The organism is Vibrio sp. 10N.222.55.C6, from assembly GCF_041473395.1.
GTDB lineage: Bacteria > Pseudomonadota > Gammaproteobacteria > Enterobacterales > Vibrionaceae > Vibrio > Vibrio crassostreae_C.
Genome location: NZ_JBFRSD010000744.1, coordinates 1 through 254 on the forward strand (window position 1 = coordinate 1; position 254 = coordinate 254).

Annotated in this window: 1 protein-coding gene; it reads right to left on the bottom strand. The window is 47.6% G+C overall.

Annotated features, from left to right (window positions below):
- Positions 1 to 254, bottom strand: a 254-nt coding sequence (locus tag AB4486_RS25940; protein WP_372119614.1) for an FAD-binding oxidoreductase, incomplete at both ends; no start/stop codon positions are given.

Consider the following 254-nt stretch of genomic DNA (forward strand, 5'->3'; position numbering starts at 1 on the left):
AACCAATACTTCGCCATCGCCATCACCGGAGTGATACCGCAACCCGCGCTCACTAGCGTTACTTTCTTTGTCGCCGTTGGCATGCAATCAATACAGTTAAACGCACCAGCAGGCTTCAATACAGAAACCTCATCACCTTCATCAAGTTCATCAACAATAAAGTTCGAAACCAAACCACCTTCCACACGCTTTACCGTCAGCTTCAGGCGGTTATCTTCAGGACAAGACGCTACAGAATAAGCACGGTAATCCGT